General features: G+C 41.5%; 22 protein-coding genes, 1 pseudogene and 2 other annotated features. Of the genes and pseudogenes, 9 read left to right on the top strand and 14 right to left on the bottom strand.

The annotated features are described in order from the left end of the window. Nucleotides 1–6 precede the first annotated feature (6 nt). A complete protein-coding gene (locus OMHG_RS15790) occupies nt 7–1,236 on the top strand; it encodes a hypothetical protein (protein ID WP_010651863.1) in 1,230 nt (409 codons plus the stop codon). 41 nt (nt 1,237–1,277) lie between these two features. Here the strand turns inward: OMHG_RS15790 and OMHG_RS15785 are convergent, their stop codons facing one another. Continuing rightward, complete coding sequence (locus OMHG_RS15785; protein ID WP_010651862.1) at nt 1,278–1,613, bottom strand: thioredoxin family protein; 336 nt, start codon at nt 1,611–1,613, stop codon at nt 1,278–1,280. 120 nt (nt 1,614–1,733) lie between these two features. Here OMHG_RS15785 and OMHG_RS15780 point away from each other — a divergent pair, with 120 nt between their 5' ends. Next, complete coding sequence (locus OMHG_RS15780) at nt 1,734–1,943, top strand: hypothetical protein (protein WP_010651861.1); 210 nt, start codon at nt 1,734–1,736, stop codon at nt 1,941–1,943. A gap of 723 nt (nt 1,944–2,666) precedes the next feature. Here OMHG_RS15780 and trpA read toward each other — a convergent pair. From trpA to trpE, 7 genes are read right to left on the bottom strand one after another with little or no spacing between them, the layout of a single operon-like run. Beyond that, the gene (gene trpA, locus OMHG_RS15775; RefSeq protein ID WP_081498550.1) at nt 2,667–3,497 is read right to left on the bottom strand and encodes a tryptophan synthase subunit alpha; all 831 of its coding nucleotides are present in this window, start codon (nt 3,495–3,497) and stop codon (nt 2,667–2,669) included. After that, nucleotides 3,457–4,656, bottom strand: a complete 1,200-nt coding sequence (gene trpB, locus OMHG_RS15770) for a tryptophan synthase subunit beta (RefSeq protein WP_010651859.1) — start codon at nt 4,654–4,656, stop codon at nt 3,457–3,459. Before trpB ends, trpA begins: the two co-directional genes overlap by 41 nt. Beyond that, the gene (locus tag OMHG_RS15765) at nt 4,653–5,273 is read right to left on the bottom strand and encodes a phosphoribosylanthranilate isomerase (protein WP_010651858.1); all 621 of its coding nucleotides are present in this window, start codon (nt 5,271–5,273) and stop codon (nt 4,653–4,655) included. The genes trpB and OMHG_RS15765 overlap by 4 nt, the downstream gene beginning before the upstream one ends. A gap of 2 nt (nt 5,274–5,275) precedes the next feature. After that, the gene (gene trpC / locus OMHG_RS15760; protein WP_010651857.1) at nt 5,276–6,061 is read right to left on the bottom strand and encodes an indole-3-glycerol phosphate synthase TrpC; all 786 of its coding nucleotides are present in this window, start codon (nt 6,059–6,061) and stop codon (nt 5,276–5,278) included. A 1-nt stretch (nt 6,062) separates the two neighbouring features. Next, nucleotides 6,063–7,088: an anthranilate phosphoribosyltransferase gene (gene trpD, locus OMHG_RS15755; RefSeq protein WP_010651856.1), complete on the bottom strand. Its 1,026-nt coding sequence runs from the start codon at nt 7,086–7,088 to the stop codon at nt 6,063–6,065. Continuing rightward, nucleotides 7,072–7,683, bottom strand: a complete 612-nt coding sequence (locus OMHG_RS15750; protein WP_010651855.1) for an anthranilate synthase component II — start codon at nt 7,681–7,683, stop codon at nt 7,072–7,074. The genes trpD and OMHG_RS15750 overlap by 17 nt, the downstream gene beginning before the upstream one ends. Further along, nucleotides 7,667–9,076 (bottom strand): anthranilate synthase component I, encoded by a 1,410-nt coding sequence (trpE, locus tag OMHG_RS15745; RefSeq protein ID WP_010651854.1) that lies wholly within the window; start codon nt 9,074–9,076, stop codon nt 7,667–7,669. The genes OMHG_RS15750 and trpE overlap by 17 nt, the downstream gene beginning before the upstream one ends. A gap of 69 nt (nt 9,077–9,145) precedes the next feature. Then, nucleotides 9,146–9,453 (bottom strand) — a binding site (T-box leader). Between the two features lie 64 nt (nt 9,454–9,517). Further along, nucleotides 9,518–9,765, bottom strand: a binding site (T-box leader). A gap of 167 nt (nt 9,766–9,932) precedes the next feature. On the opposite strand from trpE, the gene OMHG_RS15740 reads away from it, so the two are divergent. Then, on the top strand, nt 9,933–10,130 hold the full coding sequence (locus OMHG_RS15740) for an SHOCT domain-containing protein (RefSeq protein ID WP_010651853.1): 198 nt from the start codon (nt 9,933–9,935) through the stop codon (nt 10,128–10,130). A 48-nt stretch (nt 10,131–10,178) separates the two neighbouring features. Here the strand turns inward: OMHG_RS15740 and OMHG_RS15735 are convergent, their stop codons facing one another. Continuing rightward, entirely contained in the window at nt 10,179–10,727 is a 549-nt protein-coding gene (locus OMHG_RS15735; RefSeq protein WP_010651852.1) for a nitroreductase family protein, read from the bottom strand. 214 nt (nt 10,728–10,941) lie between these two features. On the opposite strand from OMHG_RS15735, the gene OMHG_RS15730 reads away from it, so the two are divergent. Together OMHG_RS15730 and OMHG_RS15725 are read left to right on the top strand one after the other, a co-directional pair. Then, complete coding sequence (locus OMHG_RS15730) at nt 10,942–11,646, top strand: metallophosphoesterase (protein ID WP_010651851.1); 705 nt, start codon at nt 10,942–10,944, stop codon at nt 11,644–11,646. A gap of 228 nt (nt 11,647–11,874) precedes the next feature. Continuing rightward, nucleotides 11,875–12,414, top strand: a complete 540-nt coding sequence (locus OMHG_RS15725) for an HD domain-containing protein (protein ID WP_010651850.1) — start codon at nt 11,875–11,877, stop codon at nt 12,412–12,414. Between the two features lie 71 nt (nt 12,415–12,485). Here the strand turns inward: OMHG_RS15725 and OMHG_RS15720 are convergent, their stop codons facing one another. The 3 genes from OMHG_RS15720 to pepT form a co-directional block, all read right to left on the bottom strand. Continuing rightward, nucleotides 12,486–13,145, bottom strand: a complete 660-nt coding sequence (locus tag OMHG_RS15720) for a hypothetical protein (protein WP_010651849.1) — start codon at nt 13,143–13,145, stop codon at nt 12,486–12,488. Nucleotides 13,146–13,366: 221 nt separating this feature from the next. Beyond that, nucleotides 13,367–14,407: a D-alanyl-D-alanine carboxypeptidase family protein gene (locus tag OMHG_RS15715; protein WP_010651848.1), complete on the bottom strand. Its 1,041-nt coding sequence runs from the start codon at nt 14,405–14,407 to the stop codon at nt 13,367–13,369. A 294-nt stretch (nt 14,408–14,701) separates the two neighbouring features. Beyond that, entirely contained in the window at nt 14,702–15,931 is a 1,230-nt protein-coding gene (pepT, locus tag OMHG_RS15710) for a peptidase T (protein WP_010651847.1), read from the bottom strand. Nucleotides 15,932–16,065: 134 nt separating this feature from the next. On the opposite strand from pepT, the gene OMHG_RS15705 reads away from it, so the two are divergent. Next, entirely contained in the window at nt 16,066–16,566 is a 501-nt protein-coding gene (locus OMHG_RS15705) for a GNAT family N-acetyltransferase (RefSeq protein WP_010651846.1), read from the top strand. Nucleotide 16,567: 1 nt separating this feature from the next. After that, nucleotides 16,568–17,410 (top strand): sulfurtransferase, encoded by an 843-nt coding sequence (locus OMHG_RS15700; RefSeq protein ID WP_010651845.1) that lies wholly within the window; start codon nt 16,568–16,570, stop codon nt 17,408–17,410. Here the strand turns inward: OMHG_RS15700 and OMHG_RS18475 are convergent. Further along, nucleotides 17,407–18,033 (bottom strand): hypothetical protein, encoded by a 627-nt coding sequence (locus OMHG_RS18475; RefSeq protein WP_147629100.1) that lies wholly within the window; start codon nt 18,031–18,033, stop codon nt 17,407–17,409. The two genes, OMHG_RS15700 and OMHG_RS18475, sit on opposite strands and share 4 nt — an antisense overlap. Nucleotides 18,034–18,142: 109 nt before the next feature. Further along, nucleotides 18,143–19,954 carry a methyl-accepting chemotaxis protein gene (locus OMHG_RS15695; RefSeq protein WP_010651844.1) on the bottom strand — a complete coding sequence of 604 codons (1,812 nt, stop codon included), beginning with the start codon at nt 19,952–19,954 and terminating at the stop codon, nt 18,143–18,145. A gap of 197 nt (nt 19,955–20,151) precedes the next feature. On the opposite strand from OMHG_RS15695, the gene OMHG_RS15690 reads away from it, so the two are divergent. Both OMHG_RS15690 and OMHG_RS18815 read left to right on the top strand, forming a co-directional pair. Further along, nucleotides 20,152–20,976, top strand: coding sequence for an aldo/keto reductase (locus OMHG_RS15690; protein WP_010651843.1), 825 nt, complete (start codon nt 20,152–20,154; stop codon nt 20,974–20,976). A 121-nt stretch (nt 20,977–21,097) separates the two neighbouring features. After that, nucleotides 21,098–21,178 (top strand): annotated as a pseudogene (locus OMHG_RS18815) (cytidine deaminase); the annotation flags it as partial. Between the last annotated feature and the right edge of the window lie 81 nt (nt 21,179–21,259).

Raw genomic sequence — 21,259 nt, 5'->3', positions numbered from 1 at the left:
ACAAGTATGAAGCGTTATTGGAAACTCGTTACAATTGCAGTCGTCATCGTTCTGGTAATCGGAACGTTTTATATTCAATCGAGTATGGCAGCAAGTGATGACCCGGAATTTATGTTTAAGACCGTTGATGGAAATGAAGAAGAGCTGGATTCGATAGCATTATTTGGCAATTATCAGATTGGCACCAGGTTCAGTGATTTAAAAATTACCAAGGAAGGAACAGAATATAAGAAGATAAATTCCTTTTTAGGACAATTTAATAGCCTGTATACAGATGAAGAAATAGAACGGCTAAAAACCGACTATCGGAATTTTATGCGCGGCAAAACGGAAAGCGAGAATTTATTTTTTGAGGATACGTCATTGATAGCATATGTGAATATGGACATGAAGACATCATTAAACAGCTATGAATCAACTGACTTTTCCCTCGATATTAGTGTCTTGGATAAAGATACAGAGAAGCATTATTCCTTTAATATAAAGCTGCCAGAGAGTGAAAGGTACCACAGCGTTTCGGTAGAAAAGGTCTATATTGACGATGGAGATATGAAGATATTAACAAACAACTTCTACTATGATGATCAAACAGATTATGCTGAACAAGTGGAATATCATGTCTATCAGGTAAATCTCGCAGATCAGAAGATAGTCAATGATGAGGTCATCGCAAAAACAGATGGTGAATCATCAGATCAGCAAATGGAATTAAGCCTCGTAGAACAGTCTGAGAATGCAGATCGAAATACAAAGATTGGAATAGTTAAGAAGACGCTGCAGGAAAAAGTTATTGACGAATGGCAATCTACTTATGAAACGATAGAAAGTGAACTAATTGTTTATGACATCGTAACGAGCAAGCAAGAGACCCTCGAGATACAGGAAGAGCTACTGGAGAATTTACTAGTTTACAATAGTGGAGATACTTTCTATCTCACACACGAAACAGACGAGGGTTTGGAAGTCGCTGCCTATAATCATGAAACGAAAGAGCTGGAGACGAAACAAACAATTCCGTTATCCGATAGCCTTCCTGATTATCAATCCCTGTATAAAATAGAGAATGACAAACTCTATATAATCAGTCCCTTTGCGGCAATGGGAACTGACGCAGTGATTTCCATTGCGGACTTGAAAACAGGAGAATCCTTATTTGAAGGTACGATTGAAATGAAAAATCCAGTACAGGAGAATATGGATTATGGATTATATTTTCATGATCTGGAGATTAATTGAGTTTCATAATTGAATGGAAGATTAAAAATGTGATTGGACTTTTATCCAATCACATTTTTATATATCTTGTTCAGTTTCTCTTTGAACAAATCCATATGAACAATACGGACCTCTCGTACGTACTCTTTTCCATTCACAAAGAGAAGAAGAACAGGAACAGTGAAAATGGAGAAGCGGCCAGCCACTTGCTCGACTGCCTCTGCATTAATATGCCCCAGTGCTATTTCCGGATATTCTCCCATCAATTGGCGTACTTGTGGAAGCAATCCATGGCACACACTGCAGTTTGGACGAGAAATATACAAGAAGGATAGCTGGTGGCTGCCTATAAAATCTTCTATATGATTTATGGTTGTTAATTCTTCAAATTCCCTCATTGCAATCCCTCCAAATTATTATTTAGTATATCATTGCTCCGTTATTCCACCATGAAATATGTTTACAATCTTATCAGAAAGGATATTAGAATAAAAATGATAAAATTGAGGTGAGAACAAATGCGCAATGACGATAAAAAATCACCGAAAAAAGAGAATACCAAATGGAATGAAGAAGAAAGAACGAAGCTGGACAGTTTCGATAATCAAAAATTTGCAGATGATATTCCTATGGAAGACTTGAAAATAGAAATGAAAGATGAAAAGAAAAAAACGAAAACGAAAGATGAATCGCAAAGCGAGCGGAAATATAAAGCGGACCCAGATTGAGATGAAAAGGAATAAAGCATCCTTAAGCAGATCTTGTCTAAAGGTTTTTACTGAAAATGTACGTATACATTGGTGTGTATGACGTGCCTTATGGAATCAAGCAGTCATATACATATAGTAAATCTAGACAAAACTTGTAATAGATTTTATCCACCCACCCATGATTTTAGAGAGGTCAGCAGTCACTGGCTTCTTTTTTTTCGCAGTTGAAGGTGGTCCACCACGCGGAAGCGCGGAAAAAACAGCGAACCCGCGTAATAATCAGCAGAAGCGCGGAAAAAGTGGCGGAAGCGCGGAATAATCGTCAGAAGCGCGGAAAAAGTGGCGGAAGCGCGGAATAATCGTCAGAAGCGCGGAAAAAACGTAGGAAGCGCGGAATAAACAGTAGAATCGCGGAATAAACAGCAGAAGCGCGGAAAAATCAGCGAAAGCGCGGAATAAACAGCAGAATCGCGGAAAGAGAGCTCCCCCTCGGTAATCGGCAGAATCGCAGAAGAGAGTTAATGGTATGGAAAAGCCGCTTTGCCTTCAACGGGCATGGGAATCGCTTACAGGCTAGCGCTGGGTCAAAAATAGCTATCATTTTCTTTCCGGGTAAGTAAAATGAGCCCCGATCCAATAAGGAGAATGGGGCTCACAACTATAATCAGCTCGGGATCTCAAGCTTTATGGACTCCTTGCCACTGCAGCAGGCGGAGCACTTGGCTTGGCTCACAACTATAATCAGCTCGGAATTTCAAGCTTTATGGACTCTTGAATAAATGCTTTTACTTCTTCATCTTTTCCTTCGTGCAGGAGTTCGACAATTTTACTCCCAACAATTACCCCATCGCAATGATTGCTCAATGCATGTGCCTGCCCGGAATTAGAGACACCAAACCCTGCCAATACCGGAACGTGACTATGTTCCTTTAAATTGCTTAGATATGCTTTTACCCTTTCATCATGTGATGTGCGTACACCGGTTGTACCATTTACCGCGACTGCATAAAGAAAGCCTTCCGATCGCTGGGCGAGCGCTGTTAAGCGATTAAGGGGACTTGTCATTGCTGCAAGCCGGATAAATGCGATTCCATGCTCACTCAGTGACTCTGCCAAAATGTTTTCTTCCTCCATTGGCATATCCGGGATGATGATGCCATCTACATCTGCTGCCGCACAGTCACTTATGAACCTATCTAGCCCGTATGCATAGACAGGATTAAGATAAGTCATCATGATAATCGGAATGCTGCGGCTATCCTTAAAGGATTGTAATGTTTCTATAACCCCTGACAATGTCGTGTCATTTTTTAATGCGCGAATGCCAGCATCCTGAATTACTGGACCATCCGCAACCGGGTCAGAAAAGGGGATACCGACTTCAATGGCTGATGCGCCGCACTCCTCTAAAAAGCTAATCCGTTCCTCCAGTATGCCGAGACCGCCGTCACCGGCCATGATATAAGGTATGAAAATATTTTCCTTTGATTCCATTCTGTCTTTTAAATTTTTTCTAACCTTGCTTTCCCCATTATACTTTTCCTCCAATCCGGTCCTTAACCTGTTCGACATCCTTATCACCACGACCTGAGAGGCAGATTACAATCTTCTCATTTGGTGACATTTCTGGTGCAAGCTTCATTGCATATGCAACTGCATGTGCACTTTCCAAAGCTGGAATGATACCTTCTGTTTTGGAAAGGTATTGAAAAGCATCCAGTGCTTCTTCATCGGTGATGGATGTATAGGTGACTCGTTTTGTTTCATGCAAGTGGCTGTGCTCTGGTCCGATCCCAGGATAGTCAAGACCAGCTGAGATAGAGAATGCTTCTTCAATCTGGCCGTGCTGATCCTGAAGCAGATATGTCAGGGTTCCGTGCAGTACTCCAATATTGCCGCCGGTTAGAGTTGCCGCATGTTTATTGGTGTCGATACCCGCACCACCTGCTTCAACGCCATATAATTTTACTTCTTTGTTTTCGATGAAAGGATAAAACATTCCCATTGCATTGCTGCCGCCGCCGACACAGGCAATGACTGCTTCCGGGAGACTGCCGGTCTGTTCGACAATTTGTTCCTTTGTTTCGTTGCCAATGACCGATTGGAAATCACGGACAATTTTAGGGAATGGATGTGGGCCAACAACGGATCCGATAATATAATGGGTATCTTCCACATGATTGACCCAATAGCGCAATGCCTCATTGACAGCATCCTTCAGAGTGCCGCTACCCTGGGAAACACTCTGGATTTTTGCGCCCAAGAGTTCCATGCGAAATACATTGAGTTTCTGCCGGCGGATATCTTCTTCACCCATAAAGACAATACACTCCAGACCGAGCAGTGCACAGACTGTAGCAGTAGCGACACCATGCTGGCCGGCTCCGGTCTCGGCAACCACCTTTTTCTTTCCCATCCGGACCGTTAAGAGAGCTTGCCCGATTGTATTGTTGATCTTATGGGCGCCGGTATGGTTTAGGTCCTCTCTTTTGAGGAATACTTGTGCGCCTCCTAATTTTTTGGTCAATTGTTCGGCGAAATACAAGGGTGTTTCCCTGCCGACATATTGCTTTAGATAATCATTTAGTTCATTGATGAATTCCGGATCTTTGATGGCCGTTTCATATGCTTCTTCCAGTTCAAGAACTGCGGGCATCAATAATTCTGGAATGAACCTTCCGCCAAAATCTCCATATTTTCCTGTCGTATCTGGCATAGTATATGCTGTCATTGCAACTCATCCTTTCGTGTCTGTTTAGCTCTGGTAATAAATTGCCTGATTTTCAGTGGATCTTTTTTACCATTTGTTTCAACTCCGCTTGAAACATCAACTGCTGCAGGTTTTACTGTATGAATGGCAATTCCGATATTTTCCGGGGTGAGTCCTCCTGCGAGAATGAATTTGCTTTGATCCAAACGAAGGTTTTCCAATATACTCCAATCAAATGGAACACCACTTCCTCCGCGGCTGGATGCACGTGGGGTATCCAATAGAAAGTAATCGCATGGATACTGATTGATTTCTTGCAATGTATCTATATTTGCAGGAAATGCTTTGATAATCGGATATGTCAGCTGTTCAGCCGTTTCTGCTGGTTCCTCGCCATGGAGCTGAATCATGTCCAGGCCCACCGTCTTAGCTGTTTCGTTCATATAGGCAGCTGTTTCGTTTACGAAAACGCCAATCTTCTGAACGGAAGCAGGGAGGGAATGGGCAATGGAGGCAGCCTTTTCAGGTGATATTTTCCGCTTGCTATTCGCGAATACAAAGCCAATGAAATCGGCTCCTGCATCTGCCGCTGTTGTGGCGGATTCCAGGGAAGTAATTCCGCATATTTTAACCAGCACGATTATCGGACTCCTTTCACCGGTAATGGGACTTGGAATTGCAAGAAGGCATCTTTCAAATTGTCTGCCTTCATCAGTGTTTCACCGACAAGAACGGCTTCCGCTCCTGCAGCTGCAGCCCGCTGCACGTCTTGTTTTGTCTTCATACCGCTCTCGCTAATAAGGGTTATATTATAATCCTGTACCAGAGAGGAAAGCTGCTCTGTGGTTCGGAGGTCAACATCAAATGTTTTTAAATTTCGGTTGTTGATTCCGATGATTTCTGGTTTTACATCAAGTGCCCGCGTCATTTCTTCCTTATTGTGCACTTCGCAAAGTACTTCCAAATCTAACTTCTTGGCATATTCATAAAGTCTTTTGAATTCCTCATCGGACAAGGCGGCCACGATAAGCAGAATGATGTTTGCCCCGGAAGCATGGGCATGATCAATTTGTATCGGATCAATGATAAAGTCTTTACAGAGAATCGGAATATCCACTACATCTCTGACTGCCCGAAGATCATCTAGAGAACCATTGAAAAACGGCCTATCGGTCAATACTGAGATAGCTGCAGCACCAGCCTGCTGGTATTGCCTTGCCTGTTCAATGGGGTCTACATCCATTTGAATAGCACCTTTGGAAGGGGATGAACGCTTGATTTCTGCAATAATGTTCATGGTGGAAGATGCTGCAATCCGTTCCTTAAAGGTAGGGACATTCTTATTGGGACGTTCATGTACCGGTTCTTGTTTTAAACTGGAAACTTCCTTTGCCTTTTCTGCTAAAATCTTTTCTAAAAATGTCATGTTAATGCACCCCGCTTGGAATTTTTTTGCTGAATTCTACCAGGCGCTGCAATCTATCTAAGGCAGCTCCTGTTTCAATGCTTTCCCTTGCTAGGCTGATGCCATCTTTGATGGTAGTAGCCTTGCCGTTTGTAAACAGGCCAATACCGGCATTCAATAAAACCGTATCGAGATAGGCTCCTTGCTTTCCTTTTAGAACAGAGAGGAGGATTTCGGCATTTTCCCTTGCATTTCCGCCATGTATCTTATCATTTGCATATACTGGAAGCCCAACTTCTTCTGGATGTAGCGTTGTCTGCGTTAACCCGCCTTTTTCCAAGATAATTAATTGGTTCTCCCCGGCAAGCGATGCCTCATCCATGGCACCGGCACCCATTAGGACAACAGCACGGCGCCTGCCTAGGTTATTCAATGACTCTGCTATTATCGGGAGCAGTTCACGGCGGTATACTCCGATTAATTGTGTATCGAGGTGAATTGGATTTGTCAGTGGACCGATAGCATTGAAAATCGTAGGCAAACCAAGGTTTTTGCGAACAATGGAAAATGGTTTTAGTGCCTTATGGACATGTGGTGCGAAGAGAAAAGCGATTTTATTTTCGAGCAGCATCTCCTCTATGTGATCCTTTGTAAAGGACAGGGAAACACCTAGGTGCTCCAGAACGTCGGCGCTTCCTGTTTTGCTCGAAATGCTGCGATTTCCGTGCTTTGCAACCGTTAAACCTGCACCAGCCATCACAAATGCAGATGTTGTACTGACATTGAAGCTGTTGGACTGATCGCCACCCGTCCCACAGTTATCGATGGCATCTGGAATGGGAGCTGTTTGGAAAGCTGATTTCTCCCGGATAACCTCGACAAGCCCTGTAATCTCATCTGCCGTTTCGCCCTTCGCCTGGAGAGCAGTTAACAGGCTGGCGATTTCTGCCTCGGTTACTTCATCGTTAAAACAGTAATTTGCCGCTTCCTTCATCTCTTCTACGGTGAGGCTTTCGCCGCCGATTACCTTTTTAAGATACTGTTTCATTTGTAGAACGCTCCCTTCGAATCTGTTTTACATCCTCTAAAAAGTTCTGAATCATTTGCTTTCCGTCCAATGTGCCGATGGATTCAGGATGGAACTGCAACCCGTAAAGCGGATAGGACTTATGTTTAACTGCCATTATTTCATGATCATCCAGGGCCTGTGCAATAACTTCTAACCCATCCGGCAATATGTCCTGATTAACAACATAAGAGTGATAACGCATGACCTCCACAGGATTCGGCAAATCGTTAAAAGCACCAGTTCCATTATGGGAGACAAGGGACGTCTTTCCATGCTTGATTTGCTTGGCTGGTCGTACCTTTCCGCCCAATGCTTCCCCGATTACCTGATGTCCAAGACAAATTCCAAGTATTGGGACGGTCTGATAAAATCGCTGAACGACCGCAATGCAAATTCCTGCCGATTCCGGTACACCAGGTCCAGGTGAGATAACAATCGCTTCGGGCTTGAGGTTCTCCATTTCAGCAAGCGATATCTTATCATTGCGGACAACTCTTACCTCCATATTTAATTCTGAAAAATATTGATAGAGATTAAATGTGAATGAATCATAGTTATCAATTAATAGAATCAAATTCCTGCACCTCCATAAGTGATCTTGCCTTGTTTAATGTTTCTTGGTATTCATTTTCAGGAATGGAATCAAACACAATTCCAGCACCGGCTTGTATATGTGCGCGCTGATTTTTGATGATAAGGGAGCGGATGGTTAACGCGATGTTCAAATCATGGTTGAAATTGATATAGCCAATTCCGCCGCCATAAGCACCTCGTTTCACTTCTTCCAGCGTATTGATTATTTGCATGGCGCTGATCTTTGGAGCACCCGAAACAGTTCCGGCGGGCAGGCATGAGATTAAAGCATCGAGACCTGATAAATGCTGCCTTAGTTTCCCTTTTACCTCTGATACAATGTGCATGACATGCTGGTATTTTTCTATTTTCATATAGGTGGGAATTGTAATGCTGCCGCTCTCACAGACTCGACCAAGGTCATTGCGGCTCAGATCAACCAGCATACGATGCTCAGCTACTTCCTTTTCATCATCGAGCAGTTCCTGCATAAGTGCTTCATCCTCTTCTGCCGTTCTACCGCGCGGGCGGGTACCTGCAATCGGATTGGTGACAATTTCTTTTCCTGTTGTCTGGACCAAACTCTCGGGTGAAGCGCCAAGTATCAAGTAATCCCCGAAGTCAATGTAAAACATATAAGGAGACGGATTTGCTTTGCGCAATTTCCGGTAAAATGAGAATGGAAATTCTGGGTGTCCTTCTATTGCTGCCGACATGCGTTGTGAAAGGACTACTTGAAAAATATCACCCTTCCGTATATGCTCTCTGGCGATCTCGACCTTCTCCTTGAAGATCTCCTCAGTCGTTTCAGGTTCAAAACGGATTCTCTCAAAATCGGTATCAAACGAATCTTCATTCTTGGCCAAAAAAGGCTGCATGGCTTTTACTCTTGCATCCAGTTGTTCTAATGACTGTTCATCAGTGTTTATGGCAATCAGATAAATGTCATCACTGGAATGATCGAAGACAATAATATCCTTATAGAGCATGAAATGAATATCAGGCATCTCCAGATTGTCTGGTAACGGATTCCCTATATCCTCAAATTGCCGGATAGAATCGTAGCCGATATATCCGATTGCCCCACCGTAAAAGGGAAGAGGAAGCATCGCATCGATCTTTGGGAGATGCTGTTGAAGATAATGAAGTGCATTTTTGTCTATTATGTCAATTCGTCCATCTATGGAATCGATTATTTCAGTTTTGTTATCATATCCGATGACCTCTTCATAAGGGTTCATACCCAAAAATGAGTATTTTCCCTTTTGGTCATGCTGAAAGGTGCTTTCCAGCAGAAACTTTTTGCTGCCTGGTAAATTCCTGAATACTTGAATGGGGGTTAAGCCATTGGCATTTACTTTCGAATAGTTAAATGATGGTTTGGCCTTGTGCATTTCTCTCACTCCGTTCAGCTTTTTTGGAAAATAAAAAAAGTCCTCAACAAACACAAATCATTTGTGTTTGTTGAGGACGTATGTGACCGCGGTGCCACCTCACTTGAAAAGAAACCTTTTCATCTTCTTCAGATACGGGATCTCACAGGTTTTGCTGCAAGCCTATGGGCGATGCGGTGCATTATCTGTAATATCCGATATCCTATCCATATAACGTTGGAGATCCGTGTTTTCCTACTCAAATCAGGTAGGTGCCCGATTCTTTGTGAAAACCTCTCGTAAGTCCATTCAATAACGACCCGCGTACTGGAATTCCACCATAACCAGCTCTCTATAACGCGCTGTCACTATCTACTACTCTTACTCGACGATTTGATTATTTTATTTTTTACAAGCGGATATTCAAGTTGCCCATAAAACAGACAAAAAGGTCCCTCATCCGAAAAGGACGAGGGACCGTGGTACCACCTTTATTAGCTGCAAACAGCTCACTTTAGCAATATCAAGCAATGCTTAATATTCGTCTCGTATAACGATGAGACATGTTCGCCAAAGCCTACTGCATAAATTTATTGGTTCGGTTTGGAAGCTCAGAAGTCCATTCATCTATTGGAATCACGCTGGTTCTCACCAACCACCAGCTCTCTAGAGTGTTCCGATAAATTACTACTCTTCATCATAGCTCAATTGATTAAGTTATTGAAATCAATACTAAAAGATTAAGAAATGAATGTCAAGGGTTTTAAATAAATAATTCCGATAATTAAGCAAAAATTGCTCAGGTATCGGAAAATTACAGCTTTCTGTGGATTAGTCTTCTGGAAAAAGGGGAAAATAATCAATGAGGTGATAAGGAATGCCTGTCGAATTAATCGTTAGAATTGTACTGTCCATTCTTCTGCTGATAGTACTCATTATCATATTAAGCAAGTTTCGCGCGACAAAATCTCATGCCAGGAATAAGGATTCCCTGACAATACTTGATGAAAGATTGAAACGCGGGGAGATAACAGAAGCGGATTATAAAGAGGCCAAAAAAAGGCAGGGAAAATAGTGAAAAGGCTGAAGGTGCTGCTTAGCGTCTTCAGCCAATTATATAAAATTAACCTTTAAATCGAGTGAATTTGTCTTTGATGGAAATTCTATCTTTCCTGACCGGTATCTCATCAAAATATCCAAGGTGGAGGAAGCCGATTATCTTCTCATTCTCACCAACATTAAGTATTTCTTTCACTTTCGGGTCATAAATATGGGGGTTGGTTTTCCAAACAACTCCAAGTCCTGCTTCCCACGCCAGTAACCAGAAGTTCTGTATCATGGATGCGGTTGCCCCATAGTTTTCTTCCCATTGTTTTGGAATATCCGATTCTTCCATAATAACAACAAGAATAGCGTTTGGTACATTCAGATAATCTTCCCTGTTCTTTTGTCTTTCTTCAGGATAGGTGGAGGCTACCTTTGCAGCAAAGCTGTTTCTTTGCCCATTTCCAACAAAAATAAATCTCCAGGGCTGTCTCATTCCATGATTCGGGGCCCAGATGGCGTCTTCCAAAAGTCTAACCACCATATCCTCAGTGACTTCTTTATCATTATAGCCGCTTTTGATGGCGCGTCTTTCCCGAATAATTCTTGCAAGTTCAGAATTTTGCATATAAAATACCCCTATATATAAATTTAATTGATAACTATTATCATTTAAATTGTATCGAATTGGGGGCTGAAAAGCAATCGGTTATTTTCGGGTTTCTGAATTTTCGAGTTTTCCTTTAACAACGAAAACATTTTCTCTCAAGAAAAATGAATCATTGGTTAAAGCGAAAAATTGGAATAAAGCGATTTGAATAGCAGAAAAAAGGAGCGACTATATGAGAACGTTCTATACTAGCGATATTCATGGGGATTTTAAATCATTTATGGAATTACTTCAATATGTTGAATATAACCCTGCTGGGGATAAATTAATTATTGGAGGAGATATGATCAACCGCGGTTCGCAAAGTGCACAGGTACTGCAATGGGCGAAACAGCATCATGAATCGTTTCCGGATATGGTTCATGTTTTAATTGGAAATCATGAAGAAATGATGATTTGGTTTATGAATGAATTATCACCAATGTGGATGGAATTTGGCGGCGATCAAACGATTTCCAGTTTTAAGAAGGTTTTTGGTTCCGATAGGGGATGGGATACTGCTGAAGAATATGCCATATGGCTTGAGACATTACCGCTTATCTATGAAGATGAGTATGGGATTTATACACATGCTGGTATCAATATTGGGGAATCTAAAGAGAACCAGCCAAGGGATATTGTTTGGATAAATCAAAAGGAACTGCTGGAATTGAATGAAGATATCCTTCAGAAATGGACTGAAGGTAAATATATATACCGGGGACATAATCCGGTTAGCACCGTCCATAAAAAAGGTCAGTTCGTCCAATGTGATCTTGGCAACGGAACGTTTCAAGCTGGCCAGGCGGCACTTGCACTGGTGGATGTGAAAAAGGGGTGCTATTACCGTTGTGAAAAGGATGGTCAGATAACTGAACGTGTAATAGAAGATTTTTAGAAGAATTTTGATGATAAGTGCAGATTTATGAATCTTGTGCTTTTTTAGTAATCGAGTACAATCAAATTTCAGAGAAATGTGTATGAATATATATAGTGTTGCAATACTGATACAAAGAAATCGATTGCTTACTGCTAAGTATCAGGTTTCAACAATTCAGGAAACAGGAAAGTAGATTATAGAAGGATTCTGGCTTTGTGATTCAATTTAGTGAAAGGAGTAAGTCTTATGAGAAAGGTTACACTTGAGCAGGTTTTCATTCATCCAATAACACAAAAATATTTAAAAAGATCTGGAATTGCCCATGCTGTTGCAGTGGCGGAATATGCCTTTATCTTTTCCAAGGAATTTAATGTAAACCCTGACCATGCAACCAAAGCTGCACTGCTGCATGACATTGGACATTATACATGGTATCGAGATGGAGAATGGGACTATGAGCTATACAAGGAAAATGACATCCATGCGATTAAGGGATCGAGCCGGGCACACAAACTGCTCATCCGTATTGGGGAGGAGCGTCATGCCGCCAAGGAAATAGCAGTCGCCATTTTACTCCATACCGATTCATACCTCCCAAAGGGGGAATTGAAATTAAACCCGTTGCAGCAGGTAGTGGCTATGGCTGATGAAGCCGATGAAGAATACGGAGGGAATCATCATTATAAAACGATTGATGACCAGGAGGCACTTGGACGTATCCGCGAACTGGATCGCCAAATTGAGCTGTCATTATCAGAGAAAACGGAGTCCCAGAACAAACTGTAAGGGAATCCGCCCCCCTCTGCCGTTTTCAGCCTTTTTCAATGGGCAGATTTCATTTGACACATTTATTCGGCCTATTTTTCATTCTCGTCATCGTCCACTTTTTCATCATCTTCTTTTATGGCATCCATTTGATAACCATTTCGTTTGAAATCACTTTTCTTCCCGTAACGAATCAAGTCATAGACAACTCTTCCGTTACTTGGCTGTCCATCCGGATAATACATTGGAATGGCATCAAAAAGCAAAAAGTAAAAGGCATAAAAAACATACTGATTCCAAAATGTTTCATTCTCCAATACCCCATCAGCCAACAATGAATTGATTACCAAAGCGACAATAAGATTGGAAATGATTGGAGATGAATAAATGATGATGTGAGCGAATCTGGAATCTCTTTTCAAAGATTCATAATGACACCAGCTATACATGAAATAAAATCTTCTAACTTCAAAAATCCAAAATTTGAAGAAATATGGCCCCGATCCAACGGTGATAGAGGGTTCCTTGGCTCCAAATATCTTTCCTGTTATGAAATATCCCATTTCTCTTATAAGCGATACAACAGGCAAAATGATAAATACGGAAATTGCTAATTTTAAAAAGTCTGTCACGCCAAACATGCCTAACACCAGCCTTTTCAGGAAGTCTATGTTTATTAATAAAAGGGGAACATTCCCTGAAATATTTTTTTCACATAGTGTTGAATTCCCCCATTTTAAAAATTTACTCATAAAAAAATCCTGCTCATCATGAACAGGATTGTTAAATCAACTGGCTATTTTTTGAAGGATTGCTGTTTTCCATTTGATGGCTAAATATAAAGTGTTACGTAGATATCAGCCTATTTTAGTGATATATCAGTGTTTTTTGGATAATATAAGCATTTCCCGGCCGTTTATCAGCATTTAATTTATTTTAACATCAGCTTTTATCCATGGTTTGGAGCAAGGTCTTAATTTAAATATTCTTCTAACGTAATTCCTTGTGACATTATTTCTTTTGCAGCCTTTTTGCCAACAAAGCGAAGATGCCATGGTTCGTATTGATACTTTGTAATTTCTTCTTTTCCTTCTGGGAATCGGATAATAAAGCCGAATTCTGCAGCATTTTCCTGAATCCATTTACCTTCTTCTGTCTCCCCGAATTCCGTGATTAAGTCAAAATTGACATTCGGACTGGTTATATCCATTGTCAGACCAGATTGGTGCTCGCTTTCACCCGGACGTGCACTGAAAGTATTGGCTTCTTCTTCCCCGTGCTTAAGTACATTGGAAGCAAAAATGGCATCCTGTCTCTCATAGGAGCGATAACCGGATTGCGCATATAATTCCAATCCTGCCTCATCAGCCTTATTGAAAAGCTGTTCCAGCGACTTAGCTGCCGCCTCACGCATCTGTTTTTTTGGAAGGTCTTCAGCAAATGGGAATGGGACATCTGGTATAACTAAATCTTCCGGGATATAATCTGCTGGAAGGGCATGTTCTTTATTGATCAAGGCAATCTGGTCATACGGATTTGCTATAACTTCAGTCCCTGCATCTGTAACAGCGGGTTCTGCTTGCTGCGGCAGTCCGGCGCCAGCAGTAATCGTTTCATTTGCCTCTATCGTTTTCTTCAGTGCCTTTTTTGTAGGTTCATCATATATGCCGGAAACTAACAGTGAATCCTGCTGTAATTGAAAATCCGTGATGGCCCAAGTAGTCGTTTCGTCAAATAGTCCATTTTCATGGACGCTATATCCGATTGTGTTTAATGCTGATTGCAGAAGTTTTACTTGATCTCCTTCATCTTTCTTTTGCAATGCTCCCTCTGGAACAGTTAGGTCCTTTTCGTCCGGATCGAGTTCCTTTTCTCCAGGTTGTTCCGTACTGGAAGGCGTACCCTCGGGCTTTTGGTCAGATTGATCAAACGTTTGATCAATACCTGAACAGGCAGCCAGAATGCCTGATATCGTCAGAATCAGTAAGGTAATCGTTAAAGTCTTTTTGTTCATTCTCTTTCTCTCCTTATAATCTGCTACATTCATGATGTTAGTTGGAGTGAATAGCAGAAGTGAAAAGCTTTATTTATTTTCTCACATTTAACAGAACAATGACAGTAAAAAATAATATACGATTCATTCAGAAAGGTTCAAAAAAACGGTTCAAAATACCGATTCAAAATGCAATTTATATACAGAAGGGCGGGAAGCTGAAAAAAGTGAACCTAAGGTGATACATCCAGTCCTTAACCATAAAAAAATAAAGCCAGTTCCTATAATTTATAGGTGCCGGCTTTATTTTGATCATCATTCAGCTGCGGATAATTTACAAATTTCTACGATTACATTTGTAGCCTTTTCCATATTATCCACGGAAATATATTCGAACTTGCCATGGAAATTCTCGCCACCAGTAAAAACATTTGGAGTCGGCAATCCCATGAAGGACAGTTGCGACCCATCTGTTCCACCGCGAATAGGTTCAATGATTGGTTCAATGTCCAAATTCCTCATTGCCTGGCTTGCAATATCGACTATTTCCTTAACGGGTTCGATTTTCTCACCCATATTATAATATTGATCAGCCATCTCCAGATCAACAGATGAATCACCATAGGCTTCTTTCATCTCTTGGACAAATCGTTCCAGTGTATTTTTCCTGTCCTCAAATTTCTGTCTATCATGATCGCGGATTATATAGTAAAGCTTTGTTTTTTCCACATCACCATTAATCGAAATTAGATGATAGAATCCTTCATAACCCTCTGTTTGCTCAGGTGTTTCATTCTCTGGGAATTTACGAATGAACTCCGCCGCTACGGTGCCTGAATTGACCATTTTGTTTTTGGCCGTACCGGGATGCACACTATTTCCTTTAAACGTCACCTTTGCTGCAGCGGCATTAAAACTTTCATATTGCAATTCACCGAGTGGTCCGCCATCAATTGTATAGGCATATGCAGCGTTAAATCTCTCCACATCAAATTTATGCGGTCCGCGGCCAATTTCTTCATCAGGGGTAAAGGCTACCCGTATTTTTCCATGTTTTATTTCAGGATGCTGTATTAAATAATTCATAGCAGTCATAATCTCTGCAATGCCTGCTTTGTTATCGGCACCCAGTAACGTTGTTCCATCTGTGGTAATTAGTGTATGTCCTTTATAGCCGGAAAGTTCAGGAAACTCTTTAGAAGAAAGGACAACATTAAGTTTCTCGTTTAGAATTAAATCATTGCCATCAAAGTTATCCACTATTTGTGGCTGAACGTTTTTCCCGGTAAAGTCGGTTGCAGTATCAACGTGCGCCAGGAATCCGATTGTTGGGATTTCTTTAGTGGTATTCGATGGAAGAGTGGCCATTAAATAGCCATTTTTATCGGTTTCCACTTCTTCCATACCAATTTTTGTCAATTCGTCTGCCAGGAGATTAATAAGATCCCACTGGCCGGGAGTGGAAGGAGTAGCATTAGAATCATCATTTGACTGGGTATCAATTTTTACATATGTAGTAAAGCGCTCCATAATTTCTTCTTTCATTATCTAATCGCCTCTTTTCATTTTAATACTATTTTACCATATTAGATTCGGAACTCGAAATATCAGCAAAGAGGATTCTGATTTTTTTCGTCGAACTTATTTATAGTAGATAGCGCGAGATGGGAGTGATAATGATGATTAGACAGGCAGTAACAGATGATGCGGAGGAACTTGCTTTGCTGATCAAGCAGGTTGAAATGGAGAGCCCGTATATGCTTTACGGGGCAGGGGAAAGAGAAATCTCGGCGCAAAAGCAATCTGACATAATTCAAGCTCTTTCCGAATCGGATAATTCAGCAATTTTTCTCGCAGTAAAGGATGGTCAACTCGCTGGTTATCTTTTTGCAATCGGAGGGAATACAAAGAAAAATGAGCATAGCGCCTACATAGTCATAGGACTGCGAAAGGAAAATCAGGGGAGAGGTATCGGAACAGCGCTGTTTGGGGAATTGGATAGCTGGGCTTTTAAACACAAGCTCCATCGATTAGAATTAACGGTAATAAAAGAAAACCTCTCTGCTGTAAAGCTTTATGAAAAGACAGGATTTTCATTGGAAGGGATTAAAAAAGATTCCCTGTATATGGATGGTAGATTTGTAGATGAATATTATATGAGTAAAATACTGGAGGGTTAGCATGACAAATTTAATCAGTGTAAGCCGCTTGAAGAGAAGACTGGAAAATAACCTGAATAATACAGTGCTGGTTGATGTTCGATTTAAACTGGATGATCCCGATGCAGGAAGAAAAATGTATTTGAGCAGCCATTTGCCGGGGGCGGTTTACATGGATCTGAATAAAGATTTATCTGGAAGAGCAGAGAAACACGGGGGAAGCCATCCTCTGCCGGATATGGATCTTTTCGCCTCGAAAATTGGCAATATAGGAATTGACAATGATACAACGGTCGTCATTTATGATCAGGGGGATGACATGTTTGCAGCCCGACTCTGGTGGCTCCTTGAAGCAATCGGCCATGATAAAGTCTATATACTCGAAGGTGGATACAAAGGCTGGGTGGAAGAAGGCAATCAAGTGACTGACGAACTTCCTACCCTGGAACCAAAAGAATTCCGCGCCGACATTCATACCGGCAATATTGCTGATATGCAAGAAGTAAAAGAAAAAATAAAAACAAATTCAGCTCTACTAATTGATTCACGCTCAAGAGAGCGATACCTAGGAGAAACTGAACCACTCTACAGCATGGCAGGACACATCCCGGGCGCTAAAAACTATTTCTGGAAAGATGTCTTTTCAAGCGATGGAACATGGAAAAAAGCAGATGCCCTTGAGGAGCATTTCTCTCAGCTGCCTAAGGATGGAGAAATCATTGTATCCTGCGGTTCCGGCGTCTCTGCATGCCCCAACATACTAGCACTTAAAGCAGCTGGATTCAGCAATGTAAAATTATACCCAGGCAGCTTTAGTGACTGGATCTCCTATGATGAAAATGAAGTGGAACTGGAAGAGAATTAAACTAGACGCGAGCGCAAGTCGTGCGGTGTATCGTGGGTAGCTGGATGGATAATGGGAAGCGCGGAATAAACGTGGAAAGCGCGGAAAAATCGAGAGAAGCGCTGAATAATCGCAAGGAGCGCGGAATAAACGTGGGAAGCGCGGAAAAACTGCCGGGAGCGCGGAATAAACGTTGAAAGCGCGGAAAAATCGTGAGAAGCGCGGAAATATCGCTGGGAGCGCGGAAAAAACGTGGAAAGCGCGGAAAAATCGCAAGGAGCGCGGAATAAACGTGAGAAGCGCGGAAAAATCGCAAGGAGCGCGGAATAAACGTGAGAAGCGCGGAAAAAACGTGGGAAGCGCGGAATAATCGCTGGAAGCGCGGAAAAAACGTGGGAATCGCGGAAAAAACGTGGGAAGCGCGGAAAAATCGCAAGAAGCGCGGAAAAAACGTGGGAAGCGCGGAAAAATCGTAAGAAGCGCGGAAAAATCGTAAGAACCGCGGAATAATCGCAAGGAGCGCGGAAAAATCGCAAGGAGCGCGGAATAATCGCGAGAACAGCGGAAAAATCCCAGGTAACCGCCTTGCGCACCACGCCGCCCGCTTTGCTCCCCGCACTTAACGTGTTGTAACACTCTACCAAACCGCCCGCTCTGCTCCTGCTTCGCGTCCCCGAGCCGCTCCGCACACCGAATAACAGTAAGCACAAAGAAAGGGCTCCCTGCACGAGGGAGCCCTTTCTTGTGAGAATTTTAAAGTTTGAATATTTTCAGCTGGGCGTTTAGGTCTTCTGCAAGTCCAGCGAGTTCGTCTGCGTTGTTTGAGACTTCTTCCATTGAACTTGCTGTTTGCTGGGCGGAGGCTGCTGCTTGTTCGACTCCTGCAGCAGATTCCTCTGATACCGATGCGATTTCTTCGATAAGAGTGTTCATCGAATTACTGCTTTCTGCAATCTCTTTCAGATTGGTTGATATCGTTGTGATTTTATCCGTCATTACAGTGACAGCATTATTAATGGTTTCGAAGCTTTGTCCGGTTTGTTGTATTTGGGTGGAACCTTCCTGAACCTCATTGTAGCCGGAGGTCAATGATCCAACAACATGTCCGGTTTCTGTTTGGATGTTGTTCACGATGGATGTAATCTCACCCACGGAGGAAGCAACCTGGTCAGAAAGCTTTCGAACTTCATCTGCTACAACCGCAAATCCTTTACCATGTTCACCAGCCCTTGCTGCCTCGATAGCAGCGTTTAATGATAAGAGATTCGTTTGGTCGGCAATATCTTTAATGACAGAGACTAGATTTGATATCTCACGGGATTGTTTGTCCAGACTTTTGACTTTATCAACAGAGTCGGAGACGATATTGTCAATTCGCTTCATCTGGTGAACGGATTTTTCCATCAAAGCCGTACCATCTGTTGTAAGCTTGAGAACGTCATTTGATGTAACGGCAATTTCCTGGCCGCTTTTCTCAGACTGCAAAACAATTTTTACGAATTCATTCATATTCTCTGCCAAGTCAGAAGCACCATTTGCCTGTGTTTCGGCACCAGAGGATAACTCCTCCATTGTAGAAGCAATCTGGGTATTTCCTTCCTTAACTTCATTAGCTGATTGTGTCAGATGTTCGCTCCTGCTTGTTACGGCATTGCTGGCGCTAGCCACATTTTTAATAACCCTTTGCATATTATCTTTCATTTGCGTGACGGAAGAAGATAATTGTCCGATTTCATCCTTTCCGTCATAATCCATTGACTGGACATTAAGGTTTCCATCTGCAACTTCAGTTGTTATATTAACTAAGCTTGTGAGTCCCGCTTTAATTCTGCGGCTAACCAATACGGTCAACAGGATGCCGATGATGACGGCCAATACATTGGATACAATCAATATGATTCTGCTTGTATCTAGGCTGTTTGTGGCTGATTCAATCATTTCCGCCTGCTTTGCTTTTGTAATTTCTATCAGCTGATTTACCAGGTCAATATTTTCATTCCGCAGATCAGAGGAAAAATTTCGTTGTGAAGCGGCATAGGTAACCAAGCCCTCTTCAACGGAAGGTATCATCTTATTGACAAAGGCCTCGTTGATACTTTCATCATTTGCCTGGATATTGCTGAATATCTCTTTTTGCTCCTCAGTCGCCATAGTTGGAGCCAGCTCTGCAGCAAGAGAATTCAGACTTTCTGTATATGTATTGAATGACTCAATATACTTCGGATTTTGTGACAATAAATAATCGGCTATTTGAACGTCCTTTTGTTGTATGGTCGATGTCAATTGCATCATGTCATTAGTCCAAGCGCTTTGCTCATCCAGAGCCTTTATATCATTGTCCGTTCGAAATAATTGCAGGAAGATAATACTGCTTCCAACAAGAAATAACGCCGCAATAACTGAAATGACCGTTAAATATTTATTGCTGATGCTCACGTTCTTCCAATTCAGTCTCATAACTTTGCTTTTTTTCTTATCCTTTTTAAAAAGAACCCTATCTTTTTTTACTTTATTCTTGTCTTTTTTTATATGAATCTTTTCTTTTCTAAATCTTTTCTTTATCATTATTTTCCCCCCAAAAAGTTAAAAAACAGAAAACACTATCTTTTATATCGGCACATTTGCTTGAGGATAAAGTACTATTTTAAATTTTATAATATTTATGTTTATTGGAAATTAAATGTTAGCAATGAGCATCTTATTTTTCTTCTTATTATACCTTGTGCTAAACTATTATCATTATTTGGAAAGGGAGTGCTGACATGCAATATGTAACATTAAATAATGGTATTAGCATGCCTCAATTGGGATATGGTGTATGGAAAGTTCCAAATGAGGAAGTAATTAGTCCTTTAAAAACGGCTATTGAAGTTGGCTATCGTTCAATCGATACTGCAAAGATCTATGGCAATGAAGTTGGTGTAGGGACCGCAATATCAGAAAGCAACGTCCCTCGCGAAGACCTCTTTATCACGACGAAGGTTTGGAATAGTGATCAGGGGTATGAGAATACGTTAAAAGCCTTCGATGAAAGCTTAGAGAAATTAGGACTGGATTATGTAGACCTATACTTAATACATTGGCCAACACCACAGTTTGACCAATATGTAGAGACATATAAGGCGCTTGAGAATCTGTATAATGACGGAAGGGTAAAGGCAATCGGTGTCTGCAACTTTGATATTGAACATCTGGAACGTATCCTTGATGAATGCGATGTTGTACCGGCGATCAATCAGGTTGAGTGCCATCCGTACTTGCAGCAAGTAGAGTTGAGAGAGTTCTGCAAAAAGCATAATATTCTAGTGGAGGCATACAGTCCATTAATGAATGGAACCGACGTTTTGGAAAATGAAGTCATTAAAGAACTCGCTGAGCAAAAGGGTAGAACACCTGCACAGGTCATCCTGCGCTGGCACTTAGAGTCTGACATGGTTGTGATTCCAAAATCGGTGACACCATCCAGAATTGAGTCAAACTTTAATTTGTTTGATTTTGAATTAAGTAAAGAAGACATGGACAAGATCGCGAAGCTTGACCGAAATATCCGTAATGGCAGTGTGCCAAGCGAAATGAATGTCCGATAGAGTGAACCGGGAGATAACCATATCTCCTGGTTTTTATTTCCTTTATTTTTCCCCCTTCCTCATTTGGTATAGTCCAGGATTTTTCGGAGAATAATATTTTAGGGTATTATTTCCTGTTTACATTGCTGCTTATAATAATCAATTAGTAAAGTGTAATGTAATGGAACTATTACCAGAAAAATATACGAGTAATATTGAATAATTTCTTCTGCGAACAACAGATTTAATAGTGGAAACCACCTTGATAAAAAACAATCCCGGTCCTTTATCTGTAGCTCGTATA

This window comes from Oceanobacillus massiliensis str. N'diop, from assembly GCF_000285495.1.
Taxonomy (GTDB): Bacteria; Bacillota; Bacilli; order Bacillales; family Amphibacillaceae; genus Oceanobacillus; species Oceanobacillus massiliensis.
This window is presented reverse-complemented; position numbering and strand designations above follow the sequence as displayed.